Source organism: Bradyrhizobium sp. Kon58 (assembly GCF_055807455.1).
The window spans coordinates 1-276 of the sequence record NZ_JBVVOT010000419.1 but is presented as its reverse complement, the minus strand read 5'-3'; the positions used below and the strand labels follow the sequence as shown (position 1 = coordinate 276).

General features: G+C 62.7%; 1 protein-coding gene. It reads right to left on the bottom strand.

Features of this window, described 5'->3' with window-relative positions:
• Positions 1 to 11: 11 nt before the first annotated feature.
• Positions 12 to 276, bottom strand: a 265-nt coding sequence (locus AC0L20_RS40990; RefSeq protein WP_473295824.1) for a pirin family protein, incomplete at its 5' end; no start/stop codon positions are given.

Below are 276 nucleotides of genomic sequence, written 5' to 3'. Positions count from 1 at the left end.
AACGTCGGCCTTCATGCGCTTTTTGATTTCAGGGGTGAGCGGCAGTCGCCAATCGTCGAACAGGCTGTCATCAATGCCGGGAGCACGATCTCGCTGTCTTCAATCGCGGTCACCCGCAGCACCTGCTCATCGGCAACCGCCACACCGTCTCGCGCTTGCGCACGCAAACCATTGACTTCAATCACGCCCGTTGCGGGCACCAGGTACGCACGGCGCCCACTGTCGATCCAGCGCGGCCTGGTCTGCTCCCAGGTACTCGGCGATGCGAAACGCGCG